The sequence below is a fragment of the Minwuia thermotolerans genome (assembly GCF_002924445.1).
GTDB classification, from domain to species: domain Bacteria; phylum Pseudomonadota; class Alphaproteobacteria; order Minwuiales; family Minwuiaceae; genus Minwuia; species Minwuia thermotolerans.
On record NZ_PIGG01000065.1, the window covers coordinates 107763 to 131866 of the forward strand.

A 24104-nucleotide genomic window follows, 5' to 3' on the forward strand; every position below is an offset into this window, starting at 1 on the left:
TGATCCGAGGACCCATACCGGAGCGTTTCCGGGGGCATGGGAAAGGCTGCAGTTCTCAGGCATGGGCCCCGGGTTTTCGCCCGGGGCGCCGTCCCGGAGCGAAGCCATGCTGAAATGCCACGAGACCATTCCTGCCGGATCGTTCGAGCCGGCCGCTGCCGCGGACCGCGTCGTCCTCGATCTGGAGGACCGGCGGCGCCGGCGGCTGTCGATCGCTGGCGAGGGAGGGCTGGCCTTTCTGCTCGATCTCGCCGAGGTGCCGGCCCTGAAGGAGGGCGACGGGCTCCGGCTCACGGACGGTCGCATCGTCGCGGTCGCCGCCGCGCCGGAGCGCCTGGCCGAGATCACGGCCCGCGACGCGGCGCACCTGGTCCGCATCGCCTGGCATCTGGGCAACCGCCACCTGCCGACGGAACTGAAGGGGGAAAAGCTGCGCATCCGCCACGATCATGTCATCGAGGCGATGGTAGAAGGGCTTGGCGGCGAGGTGGCGCATGTCACCGCGCCGTTCGAACCCGAGGGCGGGGCCTATGGCCACGGCCCAGTCCACGCGCACGATCATGGCCATGCCCCGCGTTCCAGTCATGGAGGTCATTGAGATGCCGTCCGATATCAACCTGCTTCGCCTGATGAGCTGGCTTTCCCCGGCTTTTCCCGTCGGGGCCTATACCTACAGCCACGGGCTGGAGGCCGCCGTCGAGGACAATCTGATCCGCGACCGCCGGAGCGCGGAGGAGTGGATCGTCGATCTTGTCACGCGAGGCGCGGGACGAACCGACGCCACGCTGCTGGCCCACGCCTGGCGGGCGGTGACGAACGGCGACGAGTCGCTGCTGGCGGAAACCGCGGAGACCGCCGCGGCGCTCTCGGCCACCTCGGAGCTGGCGCTGGAGACCGAGTCCCAGGGGCGCGCCTTCCTCAAGGCGGTGGATGCCGCCTGGCCGACGCCGGCGCTGGAAATGCTGGCGCGCGTCCATGACGGGCCCGTGGCCTATCCCGTGGCCGTCGGCGTCACCGCGGCAGGCCATGAACTGCCTCTGACCGAGGCGGCGGTGGCCTATCTGCATGCCTATGCCGGCAATCTGATCTCGGCGGTGGTGCGCCTGGTGCCGCTGGGCCAGACCGACGGCCTGCGCCTGACGCGCGCCGTGGAGCCGCTTCTGCCGAAGGTCGCGGGAGCCGCGCTGGCCACGCCGCTCGCCAGCGTCGCCAGCGCCGGTTTCGTCGCGGACCTGAAATCCATGCAGCACGAAACCCAGAGAACGAGGTTGTTCCGCTCATGAGCCAGTCCCCCAACGGTCCTCTCCGCGTCGGCATCGGCGGTCCCGTCGGTTCCGGCAAGACCGCCCTGATGGAGCAGCTCTCCAAGGCGCTGACCCGGAACTACTCCGTGGCCGCGATCACCAACGACATCTACACGAAGGAGGACGCCGAGATCCTGACCCGCACCGGCGCCCTGCCGCCCGAGCGGATCATGGGCGTCGAGACCGGCGGCTGCCCGCACACGGCGATCCGCGAGGACGCCTCCATCAACCTCGCCGCCGTGGCCGAAATGACGGAGCGGTTTCCCGATCTGGACGTCATCCTGATCGAGTCGGGCGGCGACAACCTGGCGGCGACCTTCAGCCCGGAGCTTGCCGACATCACGCTCTATGTCATCGACGTCTCGGCGGGCGACAAGATCCCGGCCAAGGGCGGGCCGGGCATCACCCGCTCCGACATGCTGATCATCAACAAGACCGATCTGGCCGAGCTGGTGGGCGCCGATCTCGGGCGCATGGACAGGGACGCGAAGGCGCAGCGCGGCGAACGGCCCTTCGTCTTCGCCCGCATCCGCTTCGGCGAGGGCGTCGAGGCGATCCGCGACTTCGTCGTCAGCCGCGGCGGTCTCGGCGCCGCGGAGTCCGACCGCCTCGCCGGCTGAGCGACACGTCGCTTGATTCGCGTGCACTGGGGCAGATGATGGTCCGGTAGGAACCGTGACGGGGAATACCATGTCCGATATGACTGCGATGACGCTGCCACGCACCGGTGCGGCTCTGGACGCGAGCCGGGTTCCGCTGCCCGAGCCCGGGCCAGGTCAGGTGCGGGTGAAGATTGCCGCCTGCGGGGTCTGCCGCACGGACCTGCATGTCGTGGACGGGGACCTGCCGGACGTGCCGCAGGGCGTCATTCCCGGCCACGAGATCGTCGGAACCGTCGATGCGCTGGGTTCCGGTGTGTCGGATCTGGCAAAGGGTGACCGTGTCGGCGTGCCATGGCTCGGCCATAGCTGCGGGACCTGCTTCTACTGCGGCGAGGGTCTCGAGAACCTCTGCGACGCGCCGGGGTTTACCGGCTACACCATCCAGGGCGGCTATGCTGAATACTGCGTCGCCGACGCTCGCTACGTGTTCCCGCTGCCGGACCGCTACGGCGATGCCGAAGCCGCGCCGCTGCTCTGCGCCGGGCTGATCGGCTACCGTTCCTGGGCCATGGTCCGGGAAGCCAAGCGGCTCGGCATGTACGGCTTCGGCGCCGCCGCCCACATCATCGCCCAGGTGGCGGTCGCGAAGGGCGTGGAGGTGCACGCCTTTACCCGCGAAGGCGACGCGGCGGCGCAGGAATTCGCCAGGAGTCTCGGCTGCGCCTGGGCCGGGGGTTCCGACGAGAGCCCTGCCGAGCCGCTGGACGCGGCGATCATCTTCGCGCCCGTCGGGCCACTGGTGCCGGCGGCGCTCAGGGCGGTGCGCAAGGGCGGCACGGTGGTCTGCGCCGGCATCCACATGAGCGACATCCCGGCCTTTCCCTACAGGATCCTCTGGGGCGAGCGGGTGGTGCGCTCGGTCGCCAACCTGACCCGCGCCGACGGAGAGGAATTCATGCGTCTGGCGGCGGAAGTGCCGATCGCGACGCACGTCACCGAGTATCCGCTGGCGGACGCCAACCGGGCCCTGGACGACCTGCGCGAGGGCCGCATCAACGGCGCGGCGGTCCTCATTCCCTAATCCCGGACCTTCTCCGCCAGGAAGCGGCGCAGGTCGACGTCGCGTCGCTCGGTCAGCGAGACATAGGTCAGGCGACAGTTGACCCGCTCCCGGATCATCTGCCCCGGAAAGGGCATGTAGACCAGATCGCCGCCGCCGAAGCCCGGCGAGGCCGCGCCGACCTGCCAGGCCGATTCCACGGTTACGTCGACCAGCCGGAGCGGTTTGCCGCCGCTCTCGCTGCCGATTTCCAGGGGCACCCCGGCGAGGCGCAGATAGCTGGCCTTGTCGGAGGCTTCGCGGAAACCCTCGAGGAACTGCCCGGCCAGCATGGCGATCTCGTCGGCCCGGTCCTCACCCTCCATGTGGGAATGCAGGTGGGTCGGCGCGGCGTGATCGTGATTGTGGCCGGGCCCGTGATGGTGGTGATGGCCGTGGCCGCGATGATCGTGCGCCATGGCTCAGCCTTTCCGCGCGCTGGTCGTCCACCGCGCACCGTCGCGGGCGGCATCGTAGTCGCCCATGGGAAACTCGACCGGCTTGTCGATCAGGCCGCCGTGCGCGCCCAGCTTGCCGGCGGCGACCATGGAGCCCAGCGCGTCGACGATCACCCGCGTCGCCATCAGCGCGGTGATGTCGGAGGTGTCGTAGGGCGGCGAGACCTCCACGATCTCCATGCCGCAGATCCCCTCTGCCGCGATGCGGGAAACCAGCCCCAGCGCCTCGCGCGGCAGGAAGCCGCCGGGTTCCGGCCAGCCGGTGCCGGGCACGAAGCCGCAGTCGATGCAGTCGATGTCGAAGGACAGATAGACCATGTCGGCGCCGTCCCAGGCCATTTCCAGCGCCATTTCGGCGGTCCTGTCGATGCCCATCTTCTCCACGTCGGACATGGTGATGATGTTGGTCTCGCGCTCGCGGGCGACGGCCACGGCCTCGCGCGGCACCTGCCAGCCGCCGATGCCGACCTGGACCAGGTTCTTCGCCGGCACGTTGGGCAGGTTGGTGGCGTGGAACCAGGGCGTGGTATGCATGCGTTCGTCCAGGTCCTTTTCCTGGATGTCGGCATGGCGGTCGAAGTGGACGATGCCGATGGTCTTCGACGTGCACTCGGCGATGCCGCGCACGGTGGGAAAGCCGATCGAATGGTCGCCGCCCAGGATGATCGGCATCGACCCGGTGGAGAAGACGTGGGCGCAGGCGCGGCTGATCTGGTCGAAGGTCTTCTCGATATTGCCGGGAATGGTGAAGATGTCGCCGGCGTCGCAGAGGCTCATCTGCTCGCGCAGGTCGACGGCCAGTTCGTAGTTGTAGGGGGTGTACAGCGCCGAGATCTTGCGGATGCCCTGCGGCCCGAAGCGCGTGCCGGGGCGGTAGGTGGTGCCGCCGTCGAAGGGGGCGCCGAGCACGGTCGCGTCGTAGTTCCCGACCTCGGTCACGTCCTCGGTGTAGGGCGCCTTCAGGAAGGTGTTGATGCCGGCGTAGTGGGGCAGTTCCCCGCGGGCGAAGGTCGGGATCGACTTGTCCTCGATCGAATCCGCGCCAGTGAGCCCCATGCGCAGCGCCCAGCGGCGTTCCTTGTCCCATTCGTCGCCCGGAATGCCGGCCTCGGCCTGCATGGACTTCCAGCCCCTCAGCTTGGAGAGGTCGGGGTGGTGGCGGCGGCGGCTTTCCCGGGTCGCGGCGTCAGCCGGCGGCCGGTTGCGGCGCGTCCGGCGGTCCAAAGGCAGGAACATCGGGTTTCTCCCAGTCTTTCTCGGTCAGTTTGAAATCGTAGGTCACGGTGGCGCCGAAGGCGGTCGGATCATGGGGGTCCCAGCGGCGCTTGTCGAAGACCAGCACCCTGTTGGCCAGGGTGAAAGCCTCGGACAGGTCATGGCTGACCATGAAGATGGTCATGCCGGTTTCCCGCCAGAGATCGAGCAGGAATTCGTGCATCGACTTGCGGGTGCCCGGGTCCAGCGCGCCGAAGGGCTCGTCGAGGAGCAGCACCTTCGGCTTCAGCGCCAGCGCCTGGGCGATGGCGAGACGCTGCTGCATGCCGCCGGAGAGCTGGCTGGGCCAGGCGTCGGCCATGTGTGCCAGCCCGATACGCTCCAGCACCCGGTCGGCCTCGCGCTCCAGTTCCTGCCGGCGGGGACCGAACAGCCGGCCGAGCAGGCGGCTCCCGCCGAACTCCATCGGCAGCAGCAGGTTCCGGCGCACGCTCAGATGCGGGAAGACGGAATAGCGCTGGAAGACGACGCCGCGGTCGGGGCCGGGTTCGCGCGCGGGCGGCTGTCCGTCGATGCGGATCTCGCCGGCGCTCGGCATCTCCTGGGCCAGCAACATGCGCAGGAAGGTGGATTTGCCGCAGCCCGAGGCGCCGACGATGGCGCAGAACTGCCCCTCGTCGATGTCCAGGTCGACGTTCTCCAGAATCGGTGTGTGGCCATAGGTCTTGAAGACCCGGCGGACGGAGACCGCGCTCACAGGCTCTCTCCCTCCGTATGGGCCCAGCCGAAGGCGCGCCGGGAGAACCGGCGCAGCGACCAGTCGATGGCGAAGGCGAGAAACGTGATCCAGCAGACATAGGGCAGGATCACGTCCATCGCGAGATAGCGGCGGACCAGGAAGATGCGGTAGCCGAGGCCGTCCTGCGCGGCGATCGCCTCGGCCGCGATCAGGAAGAGCCAGGCCGGCCCCAGCGAGAGCCGGACCGCCTGCACCAGCCGGGGCGCCACCTGGGGCAGGGCGACGCGCAGCAGGATCTGCCACGACGAGCCGCCCAGCGTCTGCGCCTTGACGAGTTGTTCCGTCGGAATCTCCAGCACGCGCTGACTCAGGTCGCGGATGATGAAGGGGGTGATGCCGACGGCGATCAGCACGACTTTCGAGACCTCGCCCAGGCCGAAGACGATGAACAGGATCGGCAGCAGCGCCAGCGGCGGTATCAGGGACAGAAAGGCGACGTAGGAGGCCAGGGTGGAGCGGCCCGCCGGGAACAGACCGATCGCGAGGCCGAAGCCGAGGCCGAGCGAGGCGGCTATGGCGACGCCGACCGCCAGGCGCTGCAGGCTGGCCGCCGTGTCCCGCCAGAGCAGGACGTCGCCGCTGCGGCGGTCCGGTTCGGTGGCGAGTTCGGCGGCGCGCTCGATCACCTCCGCCGGCGCCGGCAGCAGCTTGTCGTTCGGGTTCTCCGCCCGGCGGACCTCCGAGCCGACCACATAGGCCAGCAGGGTGAGCGCGAAGGGCAGGGCGGCGAGCAGCACCGCGACCGACCTGACGGGGCGGCGGTTTATCCAGCGCACTTCGGAACCGCCATGCCGGGGAAGGTCGGGCCGGCCGGCATGGCGGCTCGAAAAGGCTTCGCGCGGTTCGTCACAGCTTCCCTTCGGCGGCCATCACCATGTAGGCCGGATCGAAGCGGAACTTGATGTTGTTGGTATCGCCGAGCGTGGCGCCGCCGGGAAAGGCCATGCCGATGTCGTCGACCGAGCGCGCGCCCTCGCCCAGGATGCCGTGGTCGAACAGGAAGTTGCGCACGAAATCCATGGTCTGGAGCAGCTTCGGGTCCTCGGTGAAGGCGACCGCGTCCGCCGGATCGTAGAACATCTTCGTGGTCGCGAGCTGGGCGTCATAGCCGGCGAGGTCGGTGCCGGACGCCTCCGCCATGGCCGTTCGCGCGGCCTTGCCCGCTTCGGTGTCGGCGGCCATCAGGCTCATGGTCTCGTACCAGGCGCCGGCCAGCGCCTTGCCGAAGTCCGGGTTGTCGGCCAGCGTCTCGGTGTTGACGACCATCAGGTCGATGATCTCGCCGGGGATGTCCGCACTGTCGTATATCTTGGAGACGCCCGGCATTTCCATGATGGTGAAGACCAGCGGGTTCCAGGTCACCGCGGCGGTGACGCCGGGCGTTGCGAAGGCCGCGACCATGTCGGCGTCAGAGGTGTTGACGATGCCGATGTCCGCTTCCGACATGCCGGCGCTCTCCAGGCCGCGCGCCAGCAGGTAGTGGGAGACGGAGAGCTCCACCAGGTTGACCTGCTCGCCCTTCAGATCCGCGAAGGCGCGATCGCCCTTCACCAGCACGGCGTCGTTGCCGTTGGAGAAGTCGCCCACGATCAGCGCCGTCGTATCGACGCCGCCGCCGGCGGGAATGGACAGCGTATCCATGTTGGTCGCGCTGACCCCGTCGAAGGCGCCGGCGGAGTACTGGTTGATGCTCTCTATATAGTCGTTGATCTGCACGATCTCGACGTCGATGCCGTATCTGGCGGCCCATTTGTCCATGATGCCGGAGTCTTCCATGTACCCCCACGGCATCCAGCCGACATAGATCGACCAGGCGACGCGGAAGCTGTCCTTCTTCTCCGCCTGCGCCGGTCCGCCCAGCCCGATGGCGATGACCGCCGTCGCGGCGATGGTTGCGATGATGCGTTTCATGCGTTCGTTCTCCTCGCTGCGCCTGTGCCGGCCGGCCTGCGCGGCGAGGAGAAAGAGGCTCCCGGCCGACCACAAGCCGCCGATTGAAACCTCCCGGGATTTTGGCCCGCCGTGTGTCCCGGCCTGTGCGCGGCCGGGATGGCGGCTCTCGGACCAGTCGCCCGCGGCGACGCGCGGACCGGAACCCTAGCCGCCCATTGCGGTTCCATTGGCAATCGCCGTGCCAGAGCGGTGACGGGGGAGCCCAGGCCAATTCGGCCCGGAAATTCAGACACTTCCGCGAATGGTCCGCTTCGCCGGCCGCTCAGGCGGATTTCCGGTGCCCAATTTCGCGGCGCACAGACGGTCGTTGGTCAAATTGCGGGCAGTGCCGCCACATTGCCGCCATGTGCGTCCCGACTCTTGCGCCGGTCGTTACGAATTGGCATCAGAGCCGCGCCGCTTCGGGTTTGCGGTCGGCGCTCCCCCCTGACGAACGACAATTCGAGGTACGATGAGCGATCCACTGCATCCGGAGACCGGCCAGCCATTGCTCAGCGATGTGAACCGCGCGCTTCGTGACCACTGGCTGACGCTTCGCGGCGAGGGGCCGGGCCTGCCTTCCTGGGACGCCTTCGATCCGGTGGCCGTGCCCCGGCTGCTGCCCTATCTGGTGGTTGTCGAGGTCGTCGGCGATCCACCCGTAATCCGCTATCGTCTGGTCGGCACCTTCATCACCGAACTGGCCGGCCGGGACGCCACGGGCCGGACGCTGGACGCGGCGCTCTATGGCGACCGGCTGGAGGCGATGATCTGGACCTTCCGGCGATGCGCGGAAAAGGCCGTGCCGCTGGCCACGCTGGGCAGCGTCCACTTCGCCGAGAAGGAGTGGGTCACGGCGGAGCACATCTTCCTTCCCTTCGCCTGGGGCCTCAACGCCGACAGGGCCGGTATCGTCCTGAGCGGACTCGACGTGCTGGCCGGCGACCAACGGCTGGCCGGCCGGTCGCGAGACGTGGAACTGATTCTCGTCTGGCGGAAATAGATCCCCGCCCGACAGGCCTCAGCCCCGCGGATCCTCGCAGGGCACGGTGCCCATGTCGGCCGGCACCGAGACCTCCAGGATCTGGAAGTCGTCGGAGGTCCGCAACTCGTTGTGCTTCAGCCCGCCCGGGATGAAGATCGACTCGCCGGCCTGGACCCGGACGGACTCGCCGGTCTCGAACTCCAGATCGACCCAGCCGCTGGTGCAATAGACGAACTGGGCCTCGCACTCGTGATAGTGCCAGCCCGTGGACTCGGTCATGCCCTTGTCGGCGGTGGTGAGTTGCGCGCGCATCTTGCCGCCCGTCGCTTCCGTCACGCCCAGATCGCGGTAGCTGAAGAAGGCCCGGCGGCCCGGAACCTCGGGCGCGCTCTCCGGCGTGGCGTGCACCGCCTTGCCGAACTTCGGCGCGTTGGACTGATCGTTCATGGCATCCTCCCAGAGCTTTCCCGGAAGTGTAGGGAATTCCCGGTCAGGCCGCCAGCCGCACCTTCAGCCCTGCGATCATGTCGAGACACTGGGAGAGCTGGTCCAGGCTGACGAACTCGTCGGGCTTGTGGGCCTGGTCGATGAAACCGGGGCCGCAGACGACGGTCGGTATACCGAGTTCCTGGAACAGACCGGCCTCCGTGTTGAAGGAGACGACGTCCGACGAGTTTCCGCCGGTCAGCGCGCGCGCCAGCGCCAGGGCCTCCGAGCCCGGCATGGGCTCCAGACTGCCGACCTCCCCGATGACGCGATGATGGATCGCCGCCTCCGGGTGGATGGCCTGCATTCGTGGCAGCAGCACATCGTCGGCATAGCGGCGCATGCGTTCACGGACATAGTCGGCGTCGGCGCGGTTCACCGGCCGGAATTCCCAGTCCACCGTACAATGATTGGGAATGACATTGTGGGCGATGCCGCCATGGATCCGGCCCAGCGAGATGGTCGACCAGGGCGGTTCGAAGCGGCTCTCGGCGGGAACCCGCTGTTTCAGGTCTTCGGCGGCGGCGATCAGTTCCGCCGCGTAGCGCACGGCGTACTCGGCGGCGTTGACGCCGAGTTCGGGCCGGGAGCCGTGACCCTCCAGCCCGTCGAAGCTGGTGCTGTACTCGCAGCAGCCCTTGTGGCCCTCGATCACCCGCATGCCGGTCGGTTCCCCGATGATGCAGGCCGCGGGACGGCGGCCCGAGTCCTTCAGCGCCTCCAGCATCACCCGCGCGCCCAGGCAGCCGACTTCCTCGTCATAGGTCAGCGCCAGATGCAGGGGACGCTTGAGGTCCGCTTCGGCGAAGCTTTCCGCCATCGCCAGCGCGCAGGCGATGAATCCCTTCATGTCGCAGGCGCCGCGGCCATAGATCAGGTCATCCTGGAATCGCGCGGTGAAGGGGTCGCTGGACCAGTCCTGATCCTCGACCGGCACCACGTCGGTATGGCCCGACAGGACCACGCCCCCGTCGACGTCCGGGCCGATGGTCGCGAACAGGTTCGCCTTGGTGCCCTCGGCGTTGAGCGTCAGGTGGGTGCGGGCGTCGATGCGGTCCAGGCGCTCATTGGCATAGGCGATCAGTTCCAGATTGCTGTCGGCGGAAACGGTCGCGAAGCCGATCAGGTGGTCCAGGATCTCGCGGGTCTGGTCGAGAACGGTCATGGTTTCACGAACAGCTGGCGGGGATAATTGGCCAGACATTCCGCCGGCCCCTCGCTGCGCACCCTGAGGGGCTCGGTGATCTCCAGGCCCCATTCGTCCATCCACAGCGCCGTCATCAGGTGGAAGGTCATGTTGGGCTTCAACTCCGTCTGGTCGTTCGGCCTGATCGAGAAGGTGCGCTCGCCCCAGTCGGGCGGGTAGGAGAGGCCGATGGGATAGCCGCAGCGGCCCTCGCGCTTGATGCCGCGCTTCTGCAGTACGTCGTAGAAGGCGCGGGCCACGTCGCCGGCGGTGTTGCCGGGCCGCGCGGCGGAAATGCCGGCCTCGATCCCCTCGATCACTGCCTCCTCGGCGAAGCGCATGTCGGCGGGCGGCTCGCCTAGGAAGATCGTTCGGCAGAGCGGCGCATGATAGCGCCGGTAACAGCCGGCTATCTCGAAGAATGTCGCCGCGCCCTCCTCGAATGGCCGGTCGTCCCAGGTCAGATGCGCCGCCGTCGCGTCCCGGCCCGTCGGCATCAGCGGCGCGATGGCCGCATAGTCGCCGCCGAACAGGCCGTCCTCGTCCTCGGAGCCCCACAGGCCGGTATGGTAGATCGCGGCCGCGATCTCGTTCCGCCGCCGGCCCGGCTCGACGATCTCCAGGATATGGCGATGCATGTTCTCCACGATGCGCGCGGCGCGGCGCATGAAGCGGATTTCGGTCGGCGACTTGATCACGCGCTGCCAGTTCACCAGCAGGGTGGCGTCGACCAGCGCGCCTTCCAGATTGCGTTCCAGCACCTCATGGGCGCGGGCGGAATAGTAGTAGTTCTCCTTCTCCACGCCGATGCGGCGGCCGTCCCAGCCGCGCGCCTTGATGGTCTCCGCCAGGTGCTCCATGGCGTGCGAGTCGCTCGACATCACGTAGTCGTCCGAGTAGCCGACGATGTTCGCCGCATCCATGTAACAGGTGCGCATCGCGCCCATGGCGTCCATGCGTCGGCCCCAGAACACCGGCTCGCCTTCCGGCCCCACGATGACGCCCTGGTGGACGTAGAAGCTCCAGCCGTCATAGCCCGTCAGCCAGGCCATGTTGGAGGGATCGCAGGTGAACAGCACGTCCAGTCCGGCATCGTCCATCGCCCGCCTGACCCTTGCGAGCCTGTCGTGATACTCCGCACGATCGAAGGGCAGGGTCACGTCTGGCATGTCGTCTCTCGCTCGTAAGGGTTGGCGCGGCCAGCGTTGAATTGACGCGCGCGCCGTGTCAATGACGTGTGGACAGCCCAAGGGAAAAACGCGGTGTTGAATCTGAGCGATATCTATGCCGCGCGACAGCGCATGTCGGGTGTCGCCGTGGCGACGCCGCTTGTCGCGTCCGCGCTCTCCGGGCCGGCCGGAGAGGAGATCCTGCTGAAACTGGAGATCCTGCAGCCGACCGGCGCCTTCAAGCTGCGTGGCGCGGCCAACGCGGTCGCCGCGCACGTGGCCGCCGCGTGCGAGAGCGGCGTGGTTTCGGTCTCTACGGGCAACCACGGCCGCGCCGTGGCCTACGCCGCGCGCCGCCTCGGCATCCGGGCGGTCATCTGCCTGTCGAATCTGGTGCCTGAGGGAAAGGCGGCCGCGATCGCCGAACTGGGCGCCGAAGTGCGGCGCATCGGCCGCAGCCAGGACGAGGCCCAGCGCGAGGCGGATCGGCTGATCGCCGACGAGGGCATGATCGGGATCTCGCCGTTCGACGACCCTCTGGTGGTGGCGGGGCAGGGCACCATCGGGCTGGAGCTGCTGGAAGCGCGGCCGGACCTCGCCTGCATCGTGATACCGCTCTCGGGCGGCGGGCTCGCGGCTGGCGTCGCCCTGGCGGCGAAATCGATTCGTCCGGACATCCGGATCGTCGGCGTCAGCATGGACCGCGGCGCAGCGATGCACGACAGCATCCGCGCCGGGCATCCGGTCGAGGTGGAGGAGGTGCCCTCGCTGGCCGACAGCCTGGGCGGCGGCATCGGCCTGGACAACCGGCTCACCTTCGCGCTCTGCCGCGCTCTGATCGACGACATCGTGCTGGTGAGCGAGCAGGAGATCTATGACGGCATGCGTGCGCTCTATGCCCGCGACCGCCTGGTGGCGGAGGGCGCCTCGGCCGTGGGTCACGCGGCGCTGCTGGCCGGCAAGCTGGATCTCGGGAGTCCGGCGGCGTTCCTGATCACCGGGCGCAATGTGGACATGGGCCAGTTCTCGGCCGTGATCGCCGGCGAGAGACTGAGCTTCGGGAATGTCCAAGTGGGAGGCGGCGGCCATGCCTGAGATTGCGGTGCTGACCGAAACCGAGCTGCGCCGGGTCGTGGCCCTCGAACTCGAGCTTGTCGACGTGATCGAGGACGCTTTCCGCGCCCTGGCCGGCGGCGAGGTCGTGATGCCGCCGATCCTGTCGATGGACCTTCCGATGGTGAACGGCGAAGTCGACGTGAAGACCGCCTGGATTCCCGGCTTTGACGGCTTCGCGATCAAGGTCTCGCCCGGCTTCTTCGACAATCCGCAGCTTGGCCTGCCCAGCCTCAACGGGCTGATGATCCTGTTCAACGCGAAGACCGGTCTGGTCGACGCACTGCTGCTCGACAACGGCTATCTGACCGACATCAGGACGGCCGCCGCAGGCGCCGTCGCGGCGCGGCATCTGGCGCCGGAGACGGTGACGACCGCCGGCGTCATCGGCGCCGGCGTTCAGGCGCGGCTGCAGCTTCAGGCGGCGCATCTCGTGCGGCCCTTCGAGCGGGTGCTTGTCTGGGCGCGGGACCGCGACCGGGCGCTGGCCTGCGCCGGCGATCTCGAAACGGCTCTCGGTGTCGCGGCGGAAGCGGCGGCGAGTCCCGAAGAAGTGGTGCGCGGAAGCGAACTCGTCGTCACCACCACCCCTTCCCGCGAGCCTCTGGTGCGGCCCGACTGGCTGCATCCGGGGCTGCACATCACCGCCATGGGCTCCGACCAGGACGGCAAGAACGAGATCGATCCGACGGCGATTGCCGCTGCCGATCTCTATGTCGCCGACCGGCTGAGCCAATGTGGAACTGCTGGCGAATGGCAGGCCGTGCTCGCCGCCGGCATGGATGGCGGGAAGACGCCGCCCGAACTCGGGGCGGTCATCGCCGGCGACGCGACGGGCCGCGAAAGCGGCCGGGACGTCACCATCGTGGATCTCACAGGCACGGGGGCGCAGGACACGGCCATCGCCACCCATGCGCTCAAGCGCGCGCGTGCGGCCGGTGCGGGATCCGTCATCAACACCTGAGAGCGAGGTAGCCATGCTCAGAAACGATCAGCTCGACCAGTGGGATCGCGACAGCTTTTTCCATCCGTCCACCCATCTGGGCCAGCATGCCCGCGGCGAGTCGCCGAACCGCATCGTGACGGGCGGCAAGGGCGTCTACATCGAGGATCGCGACGGCAAGCGCCTGCTCGACGCCTTTGCCGGGCTCTACTGCGTGAACGTCGGCTACGGCCGAAGCGAGATCACTGACGCCATCGCCGCCCAGGCGAAGGAACTGGCCTACTACCACGCCTATGTCGGCCACGGCACCGAGGCCTCGATCACGCTGGCCAACATGATCGTGGAACGCGCGCCGGCGAACATGCGGTCGGTCTATTTCGGCCTCGGCGGTTCCGACGCCAACGAGACCAACGTCAAGCTGGTCTGGTACTACAACAACGTGCTCGGCCGGCCGGAGAAGAAGAAGATCATCAGCCGCTGGCGGGGCTATCACGGCTCCGGGCTGATCACCGGCTCCCTGACCGGGCTGGAGTTGTTCCACAAGAAGTTCGACCTGCCGCTCGACCGGATCCTGCATACCGAGGCGCCGTATTTTCTCCGCCGTCCCGACGCGGGCATGAGCGAGCGGGAATTCTCTGCCTGGTGCGCCGAGAAGCTGGAGGAGATGATCCAGGCCGAGGGACCGGAGACGGTCGGCGCCTTCATCGGCGAACCGGTGCTCGGCACGGGCGGAATCGTGCCCCCGCCGGAAGGCTACTGGGAGGCGATCCAGCCGGTGCTGAAGAAGCACGACATCCTGCTGATCGCGGACGAGGTGGTGACCGGGTTCGGCCGCCTCGGCTCCATGTTCGGCTCCGCGCACTACGGCATCACGCCTGACATCATCACCATCGCCAAGGGGCTGACCTCGGCCTATGCGCCGCTTTCGGGATCGATCATCTCGAAGGACGTCTACGATGTACTGATGCGGGGCACCGACGAACTGGGCCCGATCGGTCATGGCTGGACCTATTCGGCGCATCCGATCGGAGCAGCCGCAGGAATCGCCAACCTGAAGCTTGTGGACGAGCTTGGGCTGGTCGACAACGCGGCCGAGGTCGGCGGCTATTTCCGGAAGGCCCTTGCCGACGCCATGAAGAACCATTCCAACGTCGCCGAAGTGCGCGGCGAGGGGATGCTGGCCGCGGTCGAACTGATGGACGATCCGGGCGCCCGCAGGTTCTTCGATCCGGCAAAGAAGGTCGGCCCGTCCGTGGTCGGCGCCATGGCCGAACTCGGCGTCGTCGCCCGCGCCATGCCCCAGGGCGACATCATCGGCTTTGCGCCGCCGCTCTGCCTGACGCGGGCCGAGGCCGACGAGATCGTGTCCGCAACTGTCGAGGCGATCGGGCGACATCTTTGATCGAAGACCCCGTCTTCTACGCGGTGGCGCTGCCGGTCCTGATGCTGACCGGCATTTCCAAGGGCGGGTTCGGCGCAGGGATCGGCATCGTCGCGGTGCCGACCCTGTCGCTTGTCGTGCCGCCGCTGCAGGCCGTGGCGATCATGCTGCCGATCCTGTGTCTGATGGATATCTTCGGCGTCTGGAGCTACCGCCGCGACTGGAGCCGGAAGCTGATGCTCTATCTGGCGCCCGGCGCGCTGCTCGGCATCGGCATCGGAACGGCGCTGGCAGGGTGGGTGGACGAGCACATGATCCGCCTGATCATCGGCACGATCGCGGTGCTGTTCTCGCTGAACTACTGGCTGGGCGGGCGCCGCCGCGACGAGGCGCGGCCGGAGAACCCGGTGCGGGGCGTCTTCTGGTCCGCAGTGTCCGGGTTCACCAGCTTCATCGGCCATGCCGGCGGTCCGCCGCTGCAGGTCTATCTGCTGCCGCTGAAGCTGAACAAGACGGTCTTCGTCGGCACCACCACCGTGTTCTTCATGGCGGTGAATTACGCCAAGCTGGTGCCCTATGGCTATCTGGGGCTGCTGACGGAAGAGAACCTGATGACCGCCCTGGTGCTCGCGCCAATCTGCCCGCTGGCGATGCTCTCCGGGGTCTGGCTCCACCACCGGATCCCCGAGAGGCCCTTCTACCTGATCTGCTACGTCTTCGTCTTCCTGGTCGGGCTCAAGCTGCTCCGGGATGGCGTCACGGGCGTCTTCGGGTGATCTGATCGTCTTCAGCCGACAGGCGGGCCCTTCAGTTCCACCGTGTTGCCGTCCGGGTCCTGGATGTAGATCGACGGGCCGTCGCCCTCGGCGCCGTAGCGGGTGACCGTCTCGCCCTTGTCGACGCCATGCTTCTCAAGGTGCGCCATGATTTCGTCCACGTTCCACGGCTCAACGCGGACGCAGAAGTGATCCATGTTCGGCGTCTCGGACGGGGCCTTTGCCGGAAACAGGTCGATCAGGCAGGCGCCGGCGCGCATCTGCACCAGACCGATCCGCTCTACCGTGCGTTCGACCTCGCAGCCCAGAACCTCGCGGTAGAAGGCGATGGCCCGGTCCATGTCGGTGACATTCAGGACAACATGGTCGATTCTTGCGATGCTTATGCTCATGAAAGGGCCCCGTCTTTTCCTTCTGGTCGGATGCATCTTGGTCACCGGCGCGCCGATGGCAATGGCGGAGCCGCCCGATCCGCCGAAGTCCGGCCTGGAATGGGCGACGCCTGCGGTCCGCGAGATGCAGGCCGATCCCTTCGCCAATCCGGGTCTGTTCTGGCTGGAGAAGGGGCGGGCGATCTTCGCGCGGAAGTCGGGCGCAGCGGACAGGGCCTGCGCCGACTGCCATTCGCCGGCTGATCTGGAAGGCGTTGCCGCGCGCTATCCCGTGGTCCGGGACGGACGGGTAGTGAATCTGGAGCGCCAGATCAATGACTGCCGGCAGGCGCGTATGGAGGCAGATCCTCTTCCGCTCGAATCCGAGCCGATGCTGTCGCTCGCGCTTTACCTGCGCAGCCTGTCGGCGGGCAGGCCGGTCGACGTCGCCGTGGACGGCGCGGCGGAACCCTTCTTCGAGCGGGGGAAGGCCCTCTACCGCGAGCGGCGCGGGCAGATGAATCTGGCCTGCTTCCAGTGCCACGACGAGCGCGCCGGACAATGGGTCCGCGGCGAGCAGTTGAGTCAGGGCCAGATCAACGCCTATCCGGCCTATCTGCTGCGCTGGTCCGGTGTGGGCTCGACGCACCGGCGCTTCCGCTTCTGCGACGACCAGCGCGTCGCCGAGCCGCGGCCGCTCGGTTCCGAGGCCTACCTGGCGCTGGAGCTCTACCTCGCCTGGCGCGGCAACGGCCTGCCCGTCGAGGCGCCGGCGGTCAGGCGTTAGCTGACCGGTTTCAAATTGTGTTCGCGCTGCCTAACTCGTTACCCCCGCCTTGTGCGGGGGTCCGGTGCGGCTTCGCCACAAGTCGATATTCTGCCCGGATGCCCGCACGGGGGCGGGCATGACACCAGAGTATTCTGACCTGATTGACCCCGAAGGGGACGTCCCCTAGTCCGGCCGGTCCATGGTGAAGACCTTCTCGACCACGGTGTAGTCCATGTAGCCGAGCCGGGCGATCGGGCGGTAGGTCGGCATGTCGATCATGCCGTCCTTGATGATCCGCTCGTCGATGTGGATGCCGATCACCTCGCCGACGACCATGTTGTTGGTGATCTTCGGATTGCTGGAGCGGAGCTGGATGACCTGCACCAGCCGGCATTCCAGGTTGACCGGGCTTTCCTTGACCCGCGGCGCCGAGACCAATTCGCAGTCGGCGGCAGTGAGCCCCGCTTCCTTGAACTCGTCCACATTGCGCGGCACGTGGGCGGAGCTCCTGTTCATCTGTTCGCGCAGTTCCCAGGTGGCCATGTTGACCACGAACTCGCCGGTGTCGCGGGCGTTGGCCGCGGTGTCCTTGGTGTCGCCTTCCGGATGCGGGCCGTTGCAGCCGAAGACAACCGTCGGCGGGTAGTCGGTGATGGCGTTGAAGTAGCTGAAGGGCGCCAGGTTGAAGCCGCCCTGCCGGTCCCGCGTGGAAATCCAGCCGATCGGCCGGGGCGACACGAGCGCCTTGAACGGGTTGTGCTTCAGGCCGTGGTCCTGCTCGGCGCGATAGAACATCAATGTCTCCCCCTGATCTTCCCTGCGGCGCTCAAAGCTAGTGCGACCGAAGCGGGCTATCAACGCCGAAGGCGGCGAGGGGGGGGCATCGAATCCCGGGACACGCCGCCATTGCGCCATTGCGTGGCGGCGACCTGCCGGCATCTGGGCAAAGTGCCGGAAAGTCCTGGCCTGACTTGAAACCGCGATCACCATCGGCTCATACTTCTGCAATCATTCGGTGCAGGGGAATGGCATGAGCGGGAACGCGGCGTCGGGCGGCGAGGAAAAGCTCTGGCTGGTCTACGCGGTGGTGTCCTTCGGCGGCCGCAATGAGGTGTTGGCGACGCTCAAGCGCGACCGGAAGGTCAAATCCCTCCAGCCCGTTCCCGCCGCCCAGGACCCGGGAGTGGTGGAATGGTAAGAACTCATGCAAAGTATCGCTGGCTGACCTTGGCAATATTCTCTACGATAAGCGCCCTAGTTTTTCTGATATCCACTACGGTTATTTGCCAAGAGAGAGGTGATGAAAATGTATATAAAAAAATCTGTATAAATCAGAAAGAATTCTTTGAACATCTCGCAAAAATAGCAAAAAATGATCATAATTTCTATATTTGTGCGAGATCGGAGACAAAAATACTTGTAAACGCTTTTGATTTTGGGAAACATAAACTGTATTTAAACTGGGGAAAATGGGATAATATTAGTGAAGAGGGTGGGATATCTTCATCTGAATATGAATCAGATTTCGCGGATATACAAATTATTCAATATTGCAAATATCACTGTCCGGATATATTAAGTAATATATCAGAACATAGTCTCTTGATTCAAATGAAAAAGTGGTCTATATTTAATAATAGGAAAATTCAGTATTGCTATTTTTTCGTTCTTCGAGAGAGGTTGTATTTTTTGAGATCGGAAGAAACTTGTTCTACGCATCTGTTTGTTGCGATGAAAAGGTTCTTCTTCGGGAGCATTTTGACATCGCGTGCTGTGGGTGGCCATGAGTGATTTGGGTTTTTTTGAACTTTCCAGCAGTCGACTGAAAGAGCGGGATTTTCGCCGAGATCTACGAGGCCGGCGAATGGGAATCGCAGGGCCCGCGCCTGCCGGCCCCCGAGGCGCCTGCCCGTCCGCCGGTCAGCGCGCGGCACGATTTCCTTTGCGGTGCCGGCGCGTATCGCTTATCTGGGAATCCATGATGAGAGTTCGGATCGCACGACGACGACAGGTCTGACGTGTCCGGGGCGGCAGAGGCGCCCGGGACGCGATGCCCTGAAATCGTCCCCATCAGCCGATCCGAAAGTTCCTCCATGTTCCAGTTCACCCTGTTGAATGCCGTCGCACGGGCGGCGCTCCCCGCCCTGCTCGACGTCTCCTTCGGCCCCGAGCGGGAGAAGAAGATCGCCTATCGTTTCCGCGATCACGTCGACGAGGACGAACGCTTCGGCATGGCCGCCTGGGACGGCGACCTGATGGTCGGCGCGATCCAGTACTGGCCCTGCCGGGCCGGCGGCGTCGACGCCATGCTGCTGGGGCCGCTGGCCGTGGCGCCGTCCTATCGCGGCCGCGGCGCGGCCCGGGCGCTGGTCAACCAGAGTCTGCAGAAGGTCGCCGATGCGGGCATCGACCTGGTGGTGCTGATCGGCGATCCCAGGCTCTATCTGCAATACGGCTTCACGCCGGCCTCGGGGCAGGGCTTGTGGATCGAGGGCGAGCCGGATTCCAGGGTGCAGATGAAGCCGCTCACGGCAGCCGGCAGATCGGCAAGCGGGCAGGTCACGCCGATGGCGGCGCTGCGGCGGCGGCAACGCAGCGCCGGTTGAGTCCCGTTCGGCCTATTCGAGGGAACGGAGTCCGGCGGTCACGCCCATCAGCGAGATCGGCACCTCGATCGGCACCTCCGGATCGGCGAAGAAGGTAATCGTCGCCGTGCTTCCGCCCTTCAGCGCGGCTTCCTGCTCGCCAGACAGGATGGCGATCGCGGCGCAGCGGTCGGGGTGGCAGAACTGGTACGGCACGCCGCCGAAGTCCTGACCGTCGATATGGACCCGCAGACCGCTCGGCAGATGGACCCCGATCGGCACCTCGAAGCGGGCGACGGTCTCGGCCCCGTTCTCGCCGCCGCGGGTCAGCGTCGCCACGGCGCGGACCTGGGCCGTCGGGTTGTCGCCCATCTGCACCAGGGCGCAGCGTTGGCCCTGCGCCTGCAGATCGATGCAGCGCTTCTCCCAGTCGCCGTGCGTGCCGACCACTTCGCTCCGGGGCTGTGGCGCCTGGTTCTGTGCGCCGGCCTTCGGCGCGTCCAGCATGACCAGGGCCGCCAGCGCCATTGCGCCCATGCGGACCGCATTGGAACCGATCGCCATCGTCTGCTCCCACTACATGATGTGTCCGGTCGATTGGCGGGGGAGCCTAGAGCAATCCCCGGCAGGATGAAACGGGCGCAACGCGTCCGTCCATGAGGCCGCCCGGCCTACAGCCGGGTCAGCTTCACCGGCAGGCCGTCCAGGGGCTTCGGGATCGGGATACGCGCCCATTTCGGCTCGTAGCCGGGCTCGATCGAGACCTCGAAGCGCTGCAGCAGCTGGAAGGCGAAGGCCTTCACCTGCATGTAGGCGAAGTGCATGCCCAGGCACTTGTGCGCGCCGCCGCCGAACGGCGCCCAGGCGAACTTGTGGTTCTTGTCCTCGGCGCGGTTGGGGCTGAAGCGGTCGGGATCGAACTTCTGCGGGTCCGTCCAGAGCTCCGGCATCATGTGGACATAGCCCGGGCTGACCGAGACGTTCGCGCCGGCGGGGATGCGCTGCCCCTGGAACTCGAACTCGCGCACCACGCGGCGCGGGATGAACGGCACCGGGGGGATCATGCGCAGCGCTTCCTTGAAGGCGCGCTCGGCCACGTCCATTCGCGATACATCCTCATAGCCCAGTTCCGCGCCGCCGATCTCCGCGATCTCGCGGCGGATGCGCTCCTGCCATTCGGGATGCGCCGCAAGCGCCCAGATCATCGTGGTCAGCGAACTGGTGGTCGTGTCGTGGGCCGCCATCAGCAGGAAGTTCATGTGATCGATGATTTCCTGGTCGGTCAGCATGCGGCCGTCCTCGGACTCGGCGCGGCAGAGCTGGCTGAACATGTCGTCGCCTTCGGTCTCGCTGCCGCGGCGTTCCTCGATCAGGCGCGCGAACAGCTCGGAAAGGAACTGCCGCGCCTTCACGCCCTTGTACATCTTCAGACCCGGCACCGGCTTGCGGACGACGGCGATGGAGGCCGCGACCTCGTCGACGAAGGCCTGGTTGATCCGCCGCGCCTCGGGTCCGGCGTCGATGCCGAGGAAGACGCTGGCGCCGAGATCCAGCGTGAGCTGCTTGATCTGCGGGTAGAACAGGAACTCCGGCGCGCGCTCCCAGGCGTCAAGGCGCTCCCGAATGCCGCCGTTCATGCGCAGCAGATAGTCCTTCATCGGGGCGGGCTTGAAGGCGACCTGCATGATCCGCCGGTGCGCCCGGTGATCGTCGAAGTCGCGCAGCATCAGTCCGTCGGAGAACAGGCGGCTGAGCATGTGGTGCCAGCCGGCGCGGGAGGAGAAATTCTTGTCCCGGTCCATCAGCACCAGTTCCAGCGCGTCGGGACCGAGCATGGAGACCGACCACTGCATGAATGTGCGCGACTTGTAGACGTTGCCGTAATCGGCATGGGCCTTCATCGTCATGGCCAGCGGGTCGCGGATGAAATCGATCGTGCCCTTCAGCGGAATCCGGCTCGGCTTGCCGGGCAGGTGCGCCAGCTCTTCCGCGCCGGCGCGGTAGTGGCCCCCGTCCTTTTCCTCGACGCTTTCGGCAACGGCCATGGGTGCTGCTCCACAGTTCCTGAGGCTCGGAATTTCCTAAGTGAACCCTAGTCAGTTGCGCCGGATGACGCAAAGGGAAAGCGGATCGGGCGGCGCGGAACGGCTTCGGGATCGCTATAGTCCGGGCGATGGATTCGCGTGCGCCCGAAATCGCTCTGCCCAGCGTGCCCGCCTTTGCGATGGCGGGCCGCGGCGGGGTGCTGATGACCGCCGACGGCGAGATCGAGGATCTCGACGCGGATGCCGCCGGACGCCGCATCGCGCGCGATCTGCCGCTGGTGGTCTGCATGCCGACGGTGGCGCGGCGGCTGGGTATCCGGCGCTTCGCCGCGCACGATCTGCTGGAACTGTTCGCCTTCGTCAGGCCAGCGCGCTTCTGTCTGCCGACCCTGGACGGCCTGGCCCGCGCCGTCGGCCTTGCGCCGGCCGGCAAACCCCCGGATCCGGCGCGCCTGCCGGAAATCGCCGAAGTGCTGCTGGCCGAACTCTCTGAGCTCGGCGGCGAAGCGCGGACGCGCGCGGCCTCGCTGGCCCAGGCGATGGCCGATGGCGGCTGGCCCTGGGCGGCGCCGGTGCTGAAGGCGCTGGGCGAGGGGGGCTCGAAATCGCGCTTTCGCGGCCTCGACGCCTGGACGCGGGTGCCGGAGTTCCCGGACATGGCCCCGCCGCCGCCGCCCGGTTCCGCCGCTGTCGAACCGGTGGAGGCGGCGGATCGTCTGCGCGCCATGCTGGGGACAGGCGCGGAAGAGCGCGAGGCCCAGCGCCGCTACGCCGAGGGCGCGGCGCACGCCTTCCGGCCCCGGGATCATGTCGACGAGCCGCGTATCGTGCTGGCCGAGGCGGGGACCGGCACGGGCAAGACGCTGGGCTATGTCGCGCCGGCCTCTGTCTGGGCGGAGAAGAACGGCGGCGCGGTGTGGATCTCCACCTACACCAGGAACCTGCAGCGCCAGCTCGATCAGGAACTGGACCGCCTCTACCCGGACCCGAAGCTGAAGGCCGAGCGGGCGGTGATCCGCAAGGGGCGCGAGAACTATCTCTGCCTGCTGAACTTCATGGAGGCGGTGCAGGGCGGCGCGGCGCGGCGTGCGGACATCGTGCCGCTCGCCCTGGTCGCGCGCTGGATCGAGGCGACCCGCGACGGCGACCTGGCCGGCGGCGACTTCCCGTCCTGGCTGACGCTGCTGTTCGGCTCCGAACGCACCACCGGCCTCGCCGACCGGCGCGGGGAGTGTGTGTTCTCCGCCTGCGAGCATTACCGGAAATGCTTCATCGAGGTGGCGCGAAAGAAATCCGAACGCGCCGAGATCGTCGTCGCCAACCACGCCCTGGTGCTGGCGCGCGCAGTCCAGCTCCGGGCCGAGGAGAGCGTGGCCCGGCGCTATGTCTTCGACGAGGGCCACCACCTGCTCGACGCCGCCGATAGCGCCTTCTCGGCCGAACTGTCGGGGCTGGAGGCCGCCGAACTCCGGCGCTGGATCCGGGGCGCCGAGGATGGCGCGCGCGGCCGGGCGCGGGGCCTGACCCGCCGCATCGCCGACCTGATCGTTGGCGACGACGATGCGACCGCGGCGCTGGACCGGGTGACCCACGCCGCCCGGGTCCTGCCGGGTTTCGACTGGCTGACGCGGCTGAAGGGCGAGAACCCGGCCGGTCCGACGGAGGCGTTCCTGACCCGGCTGCGCCAGCAGGTGATGGCGCGCAGCGCCGGGCCGGACAACCCCTACGGCCTGGAATGCGAGACCGCTCCCCCCGTGCCCGGCCTGCCGGAAGCGGCGCAGACGCTTGTGCAGGCGCTGGACGAGATCCGCAAGCCCCTGGTCGGGCTCAAGTCGGCGCTGGCGGCCCGGCTGGACGAGGAGACCGACGAGTTGCCGACGGGCGAGCGGGTCAGGCTTGAAGCGGCGATCAACGGCATCGAGTACCGCTGCGAGGCGGTGCTGGGGGCGTGGATGTCGATGCTGGGCGGCGTGGGCGGCCCGCCGGCGGAAGGCTTCGTCGACTGGTTCTCGGTGCGGCGCATCGCCGGGCGGGAGGTCGACGTCGGTTTCCACCGCCATGTTGTCGATCCGACCGGGCCCTTCGCCGAGACCGTGCTGAAGCCGGCCCACGGGGCGGTCATCACGTCGGCCAGCCTGCGCGACCGTTCGGGCGACGGGGACGACTGGAGCACCGCCGAGGCCCGGACCGGCCTCGCGCATATGGTCGCGCCGGCTGTCCGCCTCAGTGTGCCTTCGCCCTTCGACTATGGCGAGAACACCCGGATCTTCGTCGTCGGCGACGTGCGCCGCGACCGGCCCGACGAGATCGCCGCGGCTTATCGCGAGCTGTTCTTCGCTTCGGGCGGCGGGGGACTCGGACTGTTCACGGCCATCCGGCGGCTGCGCAATGTCCACGAACGTCTGCTGGAGCCGCTGGAGAACGCAGGCCTGCCGCTCTATGCGCAGCATGTCGACCCGATGGACACCTCGACGCTGGTCGACATCTTCCGCGCCGAGACCGATTCCTGCCTGCTGGGAACCGACGCGGTGCGCGATGGCGTCGACGTGCCGGGCGAGTCGCTGCGGCTGATCGTCTTCGATCGCGTGCCCTGGCCCAGGCCGGACATCCTGCACAAGGCCCGGCGCAAGGCCTTCGGCGCCCGGCGCTATGACGACATGCTGGTCAGGCTCCGCCTGAAGCAGGCCTATGGCCGTCTGCTCCGCCGCGCCGGCGACCGTGGCGTCTTCGTGATGCTGGATCCGATGCTGCCGAGCCGGCTCTGCGACGCCTTTCCGCCCGAGGTCGAAATCCGCCGGGTGGGCATTGCCGAAGCCGTCGAGGGTGTTAGAACCTTCTTCGGCGTCCCCGAGGCGTCCGGCAAATCCGCGTGAAATGAGGAAAAAC

At 67.3% G+C, this 24104-nt stretch carries 25 protein-coding genes and 1 riboswitch; of the genes, 13 read left to right on the plus strand and 12 right to left on the minus strand.

What is annotated here, in order from left to right; translation table 11 throughout:
- Positions 1-106 precede the first annotated feature (106 nt).
- The 4 genes from CWC60_RS18790 (at position 107) to CWC60_RS18805 (ending at position 2987) form a co-directional block, all read left to right on the plus strand.
- Positions 107-598: an urease accessory protein UreE gene (locus CWC60_RS18790; protein ID WP_109795455.1), complete on the plus strand. Its 492-nt coding sequence runs from the start codon at positions 107-109 to the stop codon at positions 596-598.
- A gap of 1 nt (position 599) precedes the next feature.
- Positions 600-1283 carry an urease accessory protein UreF gene (locus CWC60_RS18795; RefSeq protein ID WP_206420036.1) on the plus strand — a complete coding sequence of 228 codons (684 nt, stop codon included), beginning with the start codon at positions 600-602 and terminating at the stop codon, positions 1281-1283.
- A complete protein-coding gene (gene ureG / locus CWC60_RS18800; RefSeq protein ID WP_109795457.1) occupies positions 1280-1924 on the plus strand; it encodes an urease accessory protein UreG in 645 nt (214 codons plus the stop codon). The genes CWC60_RS18795 and ureG overlap by 4 nt, the downstream gene beginning before the upstream one ends.
- Before the next feature lie 79 nt (positions 1925-2003).
- Entirely contained in the window at positions 2004-2987 is a 984-nt protein-coding gene (locus CWC60_RS18805; protein ID WP_420891173.1) for a zinc-dependent alcohol dehydrogenase family protein, read from the plus strand.
- On the opposite strand, the gene CWC60_RS18810 is transcribed toward CWC60_RS18805, so the two are convergent.
- The 5 genes from CWC60_RS18810 to CWC60_RS18830 form a co-directional block, all read right to left on the minus strand.
- Entirely contained in the window at positions 2984-3424 is a 441-nt protein-coding gene (locus tag CWC60_RS18810; RefSeq protein ID WP_109795459.1) for an ABC transporter permease, read from the minus strand. The genes CWC60_RS18805 and CWC60_RS18810 overlap by 4 nt on opposite strands.
- 3 nt (positions 3425-3427) lie before the next feature.
- Positions 3428-4699 (minus strand): agmatinase family protein, encoded by a 1272-nt coding sequence (locus CWC60_RS18815; protein ID WP_109795460.1) that lies wholly within the window; start codon positions 4697-4699, stop codon positions 3428-3430.
- Positions 4650-5435 carry an ABC transporter ATP-binding protein gene (locus CWC60_RS18820; protein ID WP_109795461.1) on the minus strand — a complete coding sequence of 262 codons (786 nt, stop codon included), beginning with the start codon at positions 5433-5435 and terminating at the stop codon, positions 4650-4652. Before CWC60_RS18820 ends, CWC60_RS18815 begins: the two co-directional genes overlap by 50 nt.
- Positions 5432-6253, minus strand: a complete 822-nt coding sequence (locus tag CWC60_RS18825) for an ABC transporter permease (protein ID WP_109795462.1) — start codon at positions 6251-6253, stop codon at positions 5432-5434. The genes CWC60_RS18820 and CWC60_RS18825 overlap by 4 nt, the downstream gene beginning before the upstream one ends.
- Before the next feature lie 70 nt (positions 6254-6323).
- Positions 6324-7388 (minus strand): putative urea ABC transporter substrate-binding protein, encoded by a 1065-nt coding sequence (locus CWC60_RS18830; protein WP_109795547.1) that lies wholly within the window; start codon positions 7386-7388, stop codon positions 6324-6326.
- 88 nt (positions 7389-7476) lie between these two features.
- Positions 7477-7589: riboswitch (guanidine-I (ykkC/yxkD leader) on the minus strand.
- Between the two features lie 292 nt (positions 7590-7881).
- Between CWC60_RS18830 and CWC60_RS18835 the strand changes: the two genes are divergently transcribed.
- Entirely contained in the window at positions 7882-8412 is a 531-nt protein-coding gene (locus tag CWC60_RS18835; protein WP_109795463.1) for a PAS domain-containing protein, read from the plus strand.
- 18 nt (positions 8413-8430) lie between these two features.
- Here the strand turns inward: CWC60_RS18835 and CWC60_RS18840 are convergent, their stop codons facing one another.
- Genes CWC60_RS18840 through CWC60_RS18850 form a run of 3 tightly spaced genes read right to left on the minus strand, consistent with a single transcriptional unit; the run spans position 8431 to position 11235 of the window.
- Positions 8431-8841 (minus strand): cupin domain-containing protein, encoded by a 411-nt coding sequence (locus CWC60_RS18840; protein ID WP_109795464.1) that lies wholly within the window; start codon positions 8839-8841, stop codon positions 8431-8433.
- Positions 8842-8884: 43 nt separating this feature from the next.
- Positions 8885-10045, minus strand: a complete 1161-nt coding sequence (argE, locus tag CWC60_RS18845; RefSeq protein WP_109795465.1) for an acetylornithine deacetylase — start codon at positions 10043-10045, stop codon at positions 8885-8887.
- The gene (locus CWC60_RS18850; RefSeq protein WP_109795466.1) at positions 10042-11235 is read right to left on the minus strand and encodes a M24 family metallopeptidase; all 1194 of its coding nucleotides are present in this window, start codon (positions 11233-11235) and stop codon (positions 10042-10044) included. The genes argE and CWC60_RS18850 overlap by 4 nt, the downstream gene beginning before the upstream one ends.
- Positions 11236-11328: 93 nt before the next feature.
- Here CWC60_RS18850 and eutB point away from each other — a divergent pair, with 93 nt between their 5' ends.
- From eutB to CWC60_RS18870, 4 genes are read left to right on the plus strand one after another with little or no spacing between them, the layout of a single operon-like run.
- Positions 11329-12330 (plus strand): hydroxyectoine utilization dehydratase EutB, encoded by a 1002-nt coding sequence (eutB, locus tag CWC60_RS18855; protein ID WP_109795467.1) that lies wholly within the window; start codon positions 11329-11331, stop codon positions 12328-12330.
- Positions 12323-13312 carry a cyclodeaminase gene (locus tag CWC60_RS18860; protein WP_109795548.1) on the plus strand — a complete coding sequence of 330 codons (990 nt, stop codon included), beginning with the start codon at positions 12323-12325 and terminating at the stop codon, positions 13310-13312. The genes eutB and CWC60_RS18860 overlap by 8 nt, the downstream gene beginning before the upstream one ends.
- A 13-nt stretch (positions 13313-13325) precedes the next feature.
- The gene (locus CWC60_RS18865; RefSeq protein ID WP_109795468.1) at positions 13326-14693 is read left to right on the plus strand and encodes an aspartate aminotransferase family protein; all 1368 of its coding nucleotides are present in this window, start codon (positions 13326-13328) and stop codon (positions 14691-14693) included.
- Positions 14690-15448, plus strand: a complete 759-nt coding sequence (locus CWC60_RS18870; RefSeq protein WP_206420038.1) for a sulfite exporter TauE/SafE family protein — start codon at positions 14690-14692, stop codon at positions 15446-15448. Before CWC60_RS18865 ends, CWC60_RS18870 begins: the two co-directional genes overlap by 4 nt.
- 11 nt (positions 15449-15459) lie before the next feature.
- Here CWC60_RS18870 and CWC60_RS18875 read toward each other — a convergent pair whose 3' ends face one another.
- Entirely contained in the window at positions 15460-15840 is a 381-nt protein-coding gene (locus CWC60_RS18875; RefSeq protein ID WP_109795550.1) for a VOC family protein, read from the minus strand.
- A gap of 61 nt (positions 15841-15901) precedes the next feature.
- On the opposite strand from CWC60_RS18875, the gene soxA reads away from it, so the two are divergent.
- Positions 15902-16606, plus strand: a complete 705-nt coding sequence (gene soxA / locus CWC60_RS18880; protein WP_164516633.1) for a sulfur oxidation c-type cytochrome SoxA — start codon at positions 15902-15904, stop codon at positions 16604-16606.
- Positions 16607-16771: 165 nt separating this feature from the next.
- On the opposite strand, the gene CWC60_RS18885 is transcribed toward soxA, so the two are convergent.
- The gene (locus CWC60_RS18885) at positions 16772-17383 is read right to left on the minus strand and encodes a flavin reductase family protein (protein WP_109795470.1); all 612 of its coding nucleotides are present in this window, start codon (positions 17381-17383) and stop codon (positions 16772-16774) included.
- A 235-nt stretch (positions 17384-17618) separates the two neighbouring features.
- Here CWC60_RS18885 and CWC60_RS23750 point away from each other — a divergent pair, with 235 nt between their 5' ends.
- Positions 17619-17786: a hypothetical protein gene (locus CWC60_RS23750; protein ID WP_164516634.1), complete on the plus strand. Its 168-nt coding sequence runs from the start codon at positions 17619-17621 to the stop codon at positions 17784-17786.
- A gap of 895 nt (positions 17787-18681) precedes the next feature.
- Positions 18682-19194, plus strand: coding sequence for a GNAT family N-acetyltransferase (locus CWC60_RS18890; protein ID WP_109795471.1), 513 nt, complete (start codon positions 18682-18684; stop codon positions 19192-19194).
- A 12-nt stretch (positions 19195-19206) separates the two neighbouring features.
- On the opposite strand, the gene CWC60_RS18895 is transcribed toward CWC60_RS18890, so the two are convergent.
- Both CWC60_RS18895 and CWC60_RS18900 read right to left on the minus strand, forming a co-directional pair.
- Positions 19207-19737, minus strand: a complete 531-nt coding sequence (locus tag CWC60_RS18895; protein WP_109795472.1) for an invasion associated locus B family protein — start codon at positions 19735-19737, stop codon at positions 19207-19209.
- A gap of 107 nt (positions 19738-19844) precedes the next feature.
- The gene (locus CWC60_RS18900; RefSeq protein ID WP_109795473.1) at positions 19845-21218 is read right to left on the minus strand and encodes a cytochrome P450; all 1374 of its coding nucleotides are present in this window, start codon (positions 21216-21218) and stop codon (positions 19845-19847) included.
- A 128-nt stretch (positions 21219-21346) separates the two neighbouring features.
- Here CWC60_RS18900 and CWC60_RS18905 point away from each other — a divergent pair, with 128 nt between their 5' ends.
- On the plus strand, positions 21347-24091 hold the full coding sequence (locus tag CWC60_RS18905) for an ATP-dependent DNA helicase (RefSeq protein ID WP_206420039.1): 2745 nt from the start codon (positions 21347-21349) through the stop codon (positions 24089-24091).
- The last annotated feature ends 13 nt before the right edge of the window (positions 24092-24104 follow it).